Consider the following 7,063-nt stretch of genomic DNA (forward strand, 5'->3'; position numbering starts at 1 on the left):
CAGGAGCAGGCGCAGATCTATGTGCAGTCGAACGGTGGTCGCGTAGTGCCTGTGGGCACACAGGCGGTGGTGCTGATGCATCAGGCGGCCTGCTAAAGCGCCGCGCCCAACAAAAAGGGGGTCCTGCAGGAACCCCTTTTTTTTCTTGCTGAAGCCAGCGCAAGCCAGCTCAGCTCATTCCTCGCTGACGGGGCAGGGGTGAGTTTGGTTTGCCTGTTAGTTGGAGTAGGGCGGCACGTAATGTCCGTTGACAAATTGGCAGCCATGTCCTTCCGGGTAAACGCTGGCGATCTCCAGCCAATGCTCGTTGCCATAGCCGCTAACTGGCGAGGCGACTTTCACAAGCGGTGGTCGAACCTCTAGAACGGGCCCGCAGTTGGTATGGGCGCCAAATCTCAGCGTCTTGCGAAACGCTGTCGCCACGCGCTCCAGTGCTGCTCGCTCCTTGCGCTCCTGGATGTCGCGCCTACGGGCCGCCTCTGCTTCAGCCTTTTCCCAGGCCAGCCGTTCAGCCTCCAAACGAGCCTCCTGGTCGCGCATCTCTTTTTGCGCACGTTTTTGTGCAGAAGTGGCTGCGGCCACAACTTCGCCTGGTAGGCTCAGTTGATTCAATTCATTGATGAAGGCGGGCCATGCTTCTAGCGACATGCCGCCCCTGATTTTGTCCGTGGCTAACTGGTGTGCCAAATCAGTGAGGGCATGCTGGTCTTGCTTGGCTGCCACCGTCCAACGTGTTGCCTCTGCTTCATAGAAAACCGTCGCGCGAGCCTTGGCACTGCTCAGTGCTTCCTCGTAGTCTGCGTGCAGCTCGTGCTCCTGTGCCTCTGGAATCCAGCGGCCTTTTTGAACCTCGTCCGAACTCAAACGGGGAAGCAGCTTTGCGTCACCCCACTTGATGATGAACGCCTTTAACGAGGCGTTGCGCAGCGACAGGTCCGATTGTTCGTCGGTGATTTTTGACCGAGCCTCTTGCGCATGGCTGTTCACAGCATCGTCGAAGCGAGCGTATTTCACGGCGGCGTTGGCTCGAGTGGCACGCTCTGACATGCCCATCTGTTCGAGTCCCGAAGCCACCTTCTTGCTGAACTCGTCGTGGTCAAATTCAACCCACTTCGTTTTCCAGCCTACACATTCATGGTTGGCAATCGCGTTCACTGCCAGTATGGGCGACATCAGTACCACAGCGGCGCCCGCACCGATAGCCCCGCCCACGGCAACAGGTGGGCCAAAGACAACCGCTCCAACTTTCTCTTTTGTCGATAGTTTTGACCACGCAGAAGGTGCACCTCGCTCTTCTGGCGTGTCTCCGTAGCCACTTTTGGTTGCGGAAACCTTGATGAATTCTGTCTCCAAGCCTGTGAACTGGCTGCAGGCAGGCAAACTCAACTGCTTGTTGTCAAAACAGTTTCTGGGCTTGTCATCTGCGCGGCATTCGAATCGCTTGGTTGCAAACGCAGGCTGCCCGCCTATCCAGTCGAAACTCCAGCGCTTCGTGCCGGAAATGGGGGCGCCCAAAAAAGTGCGATTGCCGTCAATCTCTGTAGACAGTCGGGGCAATACTTTGTAAGTCGTGCCATCGAACTCCAGCGTGCCAAATACCGGACTTTCTGTTGCACAGACTGGTCTGGCCATGCTTGCCGCGAGCAGTAGCGGCACCCAATATCTCTTCATGTGCGTTCGCTTCCTCAAGCGCCTGTGCGACGCTTGCTTCTCATTCGTGCGAGGCCCAGGATGCCCAGTGCACAGCTCAACAGCACACCTGTGCCGGGCTCGGGCACCATCGACATCACGTAGTTCACTGATTTGCCGTTGATGTCAGCAATGCCAGCGATGTATTGGCCATTGCTGCTGATGGATACCGCGTTAAGCAGTGCCTCGCCCGGGGCCAGCAAATTGTGATCTTGTGCGTATTGATTGAGGTTGATCAGCCCGCCAGACTTCGTGTACAGAAATGCGAATTGGGGTTTGCCGTTCGAGCCGTGAATGTTGGCAGTGCCGACGACGTCGCCAGCTTCATCAATGTCATATCCGACGCTGTTGCCCACAACATTGGCCGTGATGTCCATGATGTCGTTGGCGCTTGAATACAGGAAAGCGTGCTCTGCGCCTGTTGAAGTGTGGAAGGCCCCCGTGATCTGATCCTGATCATTGATGCCAAACGCGATCGATCCGTGCACGATCACGCCAGGTGCGAGAGCGTTTTGAATTGTTGCCGCCAGGTCCGTGGTCGTGCCTGTTGCGGAAGCATAGTAGAACGCGTGGATGTTGTTGGCATCCTCGCTCTGAAAAGAACCACCGACGATGTTGCCGGTGTTGTTGAGGGCATTGCCAATTCCGCCGTAAATGCTGCCCACATTCAGTTTGTTGATTTGGCCGTTCGTTGCAGCGGAGAACGGGACCGTGATTTCCACGGTTGCTCCGCTGGGCATGGCAGTTGGCTGAACGGTGCGGCCTGTCGTCACACTTTGATCATTGATGCCCCAGGCAATGGTTGTGACGTTGTTTGCGCCTACGGTGCCTATCAACTGCCCTGAGGTATCGAATACTTGGGTAGTGAAATACGGCCCAACGCCTCTCACGACTGTGATCTGGCCTGCATCATTGATGCCAGTGGCATATCCGGTCGAGCCCAACGCCATGGGGCCCGTTGTGCTGCCGGCGTCATAGATGAAGGCTTGCGCCACGCCGAGCGAATTGGCCCAGGTGCCCGCTACCTGTCCCAGGTTGTTCACGACCGGGTTGGCACCATTGAAGGACGTATTGTTCCAGTCTCTCGCCAGACCTCCACCCACGGGTGCAATGTTGGTGAGAAATTGAGCGTGAGCTGCTGTTGAAAATGCGGCGGCGAGCGAAAGCAGGCATGCAGCCTGTCGAGCATTGATTGGCATGGTACTTCCCTGTTATTCGTAAAGGAAAGATACGGCCGAGATCGGCTGCTCTAGATTGCTGCCACCAGATCAGGGGGGTGACTTCAGGAGCCATTCGCATGGCCCTTCAGGCCAGATTGTCGGGGTGTGCTCGGGTAAATCTGAAAGAGGCATCAGCGTTGATCGCCATGTCGGTGTGATGCGGCAACTCCCTCGTTCAAGCAAGAAAAAAGGGGTTCCGATCGGAACCCCTTTGGTTGATGCTGGTAGGTTGATCTGCCAGCTCACCCAGCTCAAACGCGCTCGATGATCATGGCAATGCCTTGGCCACCACCGATACACATCGTGATCAGGGCGTAGCGGCCGCCAGTGCGTTGCAGTTCGTAGATGGCCTTGGTCACCAGGATGGCGCCGGTGCCGCCAACAGGGTGGCCCAGCGAGATGCCGGAACCGTTGGGGTTGACCTTTTCGTTGTCCATGCCCAGTTCCTTGGCCACGGCGCAAGCTTGTGCAGCAAAGGCCTCGTTGGCTTCGATCAGGTCCATGTCAGCGATGGTCAGGCCGGCCTTGGCCAGTGCATTGCGCGAAGCGGGCACAGGGCCGATGCCCATGTACTCGGGTTCCACGCCAGCGTGGCCGTAAGACACCAGGCGAGCCAGCGGCTTCAGGCCCAGGGCCTTGGCCTTGTCGCTTGATGCCATCACCACAGCGCCAGCGCCGTCGTTCAGCGTCGAGGCGTTGCCGGCGGTCACGGTGCCTTCTTCCTTCTTGAAGGCAGGCTTCATCTTGCTCAGCGCTTCAACGGTGGTGTCGCCCTTGACGCCTTCGTCGGTGTCAAACAGCACCACGCCCTTGCGGGTCTTCAGTTCGACGGGGACGATCTGGTCCTTGAAGATGCCGGCGGCAACGGCCTTGGCAGCACGTTGCTGCGATTGAACGGCGTAGGCGTCTTGCTGTTCGCGGGTGATGTCGTAGCGGGCCGCCACGTTTTCAGCGGTGATGCCCATGTGGATGTGCATGCGGGGGTCATGCAGGGCGCCCAGCATGAAGTCCAGCATCTTCACGTCACCCATGCGAGCACCCCAGCGGTTGGAGGTGACCAGGTAAGCGCCACGGCTCATGGATTCGGCGCCAGCGCCAACGGCCACATCGCAGTCACCCAGCTGGATGGCTTGTGCTGCGGACACGATGGCTTGCAGGCCCGAACCGCACAGGCGGTTCACGTTGAAGGCGGGGGCCTCTTGGGGCACGCCGGCGTTCAGGGCGGCCACGCGGCTGATGTAGGCGTCTTGAGGCACGGAGGGGATCACGTGGCCCATCACGACGTGGCCCACATCCTTGGGCTGCACGCCAGCGCGTTCCAGCGCCGTCTTGATCACCAGGGCGCCCAGATCAGCGGGGGGGATGTCCTTGAGCGCGCCACCGAAGCTGCCGATGGCGGTACGGGCTGCGCCCACGAAGACGACTTCACGAGTCATGGTTGTGTCCTTCCAGAAGGGGGTCAAACAAACAAAATCTGATGGGTTTTATTGTCAGATTATGACGCGTTGCAGCATCGGCGTCCGACAGCGGGCCATATTGTGGGCGTACGCAGGCGTTTTGGTGGGTGTTTTACTGGCGTTTGCCTGTGTTTTTCAATTGGTGGCTGGCATGGACGTTCCGGGCTGTACGGCCATGGCCTGACGCGTCACGGCGCCGATCATGAGCGTTTCAAACATGGCTCTGGCTTCCAGCAGGCGTTCTGCGCGGCGCTCGGGCGCCTCGATGTGGGCGTGGCACATCTTGAAGATCTGGTCGATGATGATGGCCAGAATGGGCCGCAAGGTGGCCTCAGGCAGGGCGGGCAGGGCGCCGCGTGCTTGCAGTTCACGCAGCATGTCGTCCTGCAGTTGCGCGAGCATGGCTTCGATGGCGTGGCGAATCGGGCCGGGTGGGCCGAAGCGTTCGCGCATGGCGATGGTGAACACGGCGTGATGGGCCAGGGCGAAATCCAGCGTCCAGCCAACCACAGTGGGCGTGATGTCGGCCAGTGACGGGGCGTTCTGGCGCGCCTGGGTGAGCCCTTCACGCAGTTGCTGGCCGAACTCCGCCACGATCTCTTCAAGCAGGGCATCTTGTGAGCTGAAGTGTCGGTAGAAGGTGTTGTGGTTCAGGCCGGCTTCGCGTGCCAGTTCCCGCAGCGAGACCGATTGGGCACAGCTCAGGCGGCTGGCCAGGCGCACGGCCGCTTCCATCAGCAGGCGCTTGCCCTGTGCCATGCGAGGGGATGTGGCCTTGGCAGTTTTCGCGACGGTATTCGCGATGGGTTTGGCGGCAAGGGCACCAGGGCTGTCGATGTCGGTCATGAGCGGGGATCAGGGCAGGTGCATCACGCGTGGCGTGGCGTGGGGTAGTTCGCAGGCGAGCATAGCCTGCTGGCGCATCAGGTTCATCTGGCCGAGTTTGCCGGGCAACTGGCGTGCCGGTGCACCCCAATGGCGGTAGAGCGTGTAGGTGCTGGTCAGCAGGCGTTCGGGCGAATCCCAATCAGCCCACGGGCCGCGTTGGAACTCGGCGCTGAAGACCACGTCGCGGGCCGCTTGGGTCGGCGCCATGCCTTGCCTGAATCGCCGGGCCACGGCCTCGTGCACAAAGTGCCAGTAATCCAGCATGTTCTGCACATCAGCCTGCGTGGCCAGCGGACCGTGGCCGGGCACGATCACATCCACATCGAGTGCTTTGATGTACTCAAGGCCCGCTACCAGTTGCTCGATCGGGCCGGCCCACATCACGGGCGTCACGCCGACAAACATGATGTCGCCAGCGTAGGCCACGCGGCGCGAGGGCACGTGCACCACGGCATCGCCATCCGTGTGGCCAGGGCCCACTTCGGTGATGACGACGTCCACGCCTTTGATGCTCAAGGTCTTGCTGGCAGAGAAGCCTTGATTCGGGCTGGTGATGTGGACGCCGCTGAAGTCGTACGGGCGGAACATCTCGTGCATGTAGTGCCCGAACTGGTCGATGCCGCCGAGCTTCACATGGCGCAGCAGGCTGCTACCGTGATACAGCGCGTTCAGGGCGAGCGGCTGCATGTGGTGCATCTGGTGGATGCAGGCATGCGTGGCGATGATGTGCCGATCTTTGAAAAGCTGGTTGCCCCAGCAATGGTCACCATCGGCGTGAGTGTTGATGACCTGATCGATGGGGGAGCGATCCGTGATGTCCTGGCAGGCATTGAGCATCTCGCGGGTGCAGCGCAGGTCCCAGCCGGTATCGATCATCACGCTGGTGCCACTGCAGTCGATCAGGCCCAGATTGGTCTCGCCCCATGAGCCGTTGGGTACCAGCCAGGCATAGGTGTCATCGGCGATGCGGTAGAGCCCGCCTTGGTACTTCGCGGGCTCGCCATAGCGCGTCAAGCTGCCTGCGCTGGCATGCAGGCAGATGGCCTCGGCGCGAGGCTGGATGCGCGGCGCGGTGCTCATGCAATGGTGTGGACGATGTCGCCAATGGGCTCGATCACCAGGCGCAGTGTGTCGCCCTTCTTCAGCCAGTGGCCGGTTTCCATGCCGCAGCCACCGGGCAGTGTGCCCGATGCGATCAGCTCGCCCGCATGCAACTGCTCGCCGCGTGACAGGTGGGCCAGCACTTCGCCCGGGCTGTAGCGCATGCCCTTGGTGCTGGTGCGGCTGACCACTTCGCCATTGATCTCGACACGGGCTTGCAGCTCGTTGAGGTGCGGCAGGATCTCGTCGGCTGTGACCAGCGTGGTCGACATGCTGCTGAGGAAGTGCTTGGACTTCTGCGGCCCCAGCCCTGACTGCATTTCTTCACGCTGCACATCGCGGGCAGAGAAGTCATTGACCACCACGAAGGCGCCAATCGCAGCCTCGCCTTCGGCAGGTGTCGCGTTGAACAGTGGCTTGGACAGCACCCAGCCCAGTTCCAGTTCGTAGTCCAGCGCCTGTGTGTACTCGGGTGGTGTCACAGGCGTACCGCCGGGCACCATGGTCAGGTGGTTGCCGAAGTAGTAGATGGGCTGGTGGTGCCACAGCCGGTGAGGACGGAACGCGGGGAAGGGTTGGCGCGTGAGGCGCTCGAACAGGCGTGTGACCTGGTAGCTACCCGGCAGAAAGCGTCGTGCATAGCCTCTGGAGGATTGCACCCAGTGCTGCTCGAACAGCATGCAATCCCTGAAGGACAACGGTTGGAAG

6 protein-coding genes are annotated in these 7,063 nt (G+C 60.4%); all 6 read right to left on the reverse strand.

Annotated features, from left to right (window positions below; all coding sequences use genetic code 11):
• Positions 1 to 216: 216 nt before the first annotated feature.
• Complete coding sequence (locus EPO09_RS04725; RefSeq protein WP_290640687.1) at positions 217 to 1,671, reverse strand: hypothetical protein; 1,455 nt, start codon at positions 1,669 to 1,671, stop codon at positions 217 to 219.
• 14 nt (positions 1,672 to 1,685) lie between these two features.
• A complete protein-coding gene (locus EPO09_RS04730; RefSeq protein WP_290640689.1) occupies positions 1,686 to 2,792 on the reverse strand; it encodes a hypothetical protein in 1,107 nt (368 codons plus the stop codon).
• Positions 2,793 to 3,160: 368 nt separating this feature from the next.
• On the reverse strand, positions 3,161 to 4,345 hold the full coding sequence (locus EPO09_RS04735) for an acetyl-CoA C-acyltransferase family protein (protein ID WP_290640691.1): 1,185 nt from the start codon (positions 4,343 to 4,345) through the stop codon (positions 3,161 to 3,163).
• A 156-nt stretch (positions 4,346 to 4,501) separates the two neighbouring features.
• Positions 4,502 to 5,212 (reverse strand): TetR/AcrR family transcriptional regulator, encoded by a 711-nt coding sequence (locus EPO09_RS04740; protein ID WP_290640693.1) that lies wholly within the window; start codon positions 5,210 to 5,212, stop codon positions 4,502 to 4,504.
• A gap of 9 nt (positions 5,213 to 5,221) precedes the next feature.
• A complete protein-coding gene (locus tag EPO09_RS04745; RefSeq protein ID WP_290640695.1) occupies positions 5,222 to 6,334 on the reverse strand; it encodes an MBL fold metallo-hydrolase in 1,113 nt (370 codons plus the stop codon).
• The coding region (locus EPO09_RS04750) for a fumarylacetoacetate hydrolase family protein (protein WP_290640697.1) at positions 6,331 to 7,063 on the reverse strand (733 nt) is incomplete at its 5' end. The genes EPO09_RS04745 and EPO09_RS04750, both read right to left, overlap by 4 nt.

This window comes from Aquabacterium sp. (assembly GCF_004297345.1).
Taxonomy (GTDB): Bacteria; Pseudomonadota; Gammaproteobacteria; order Burkholderiales; family Burkholderiaceae_C; genus Aquabacterium.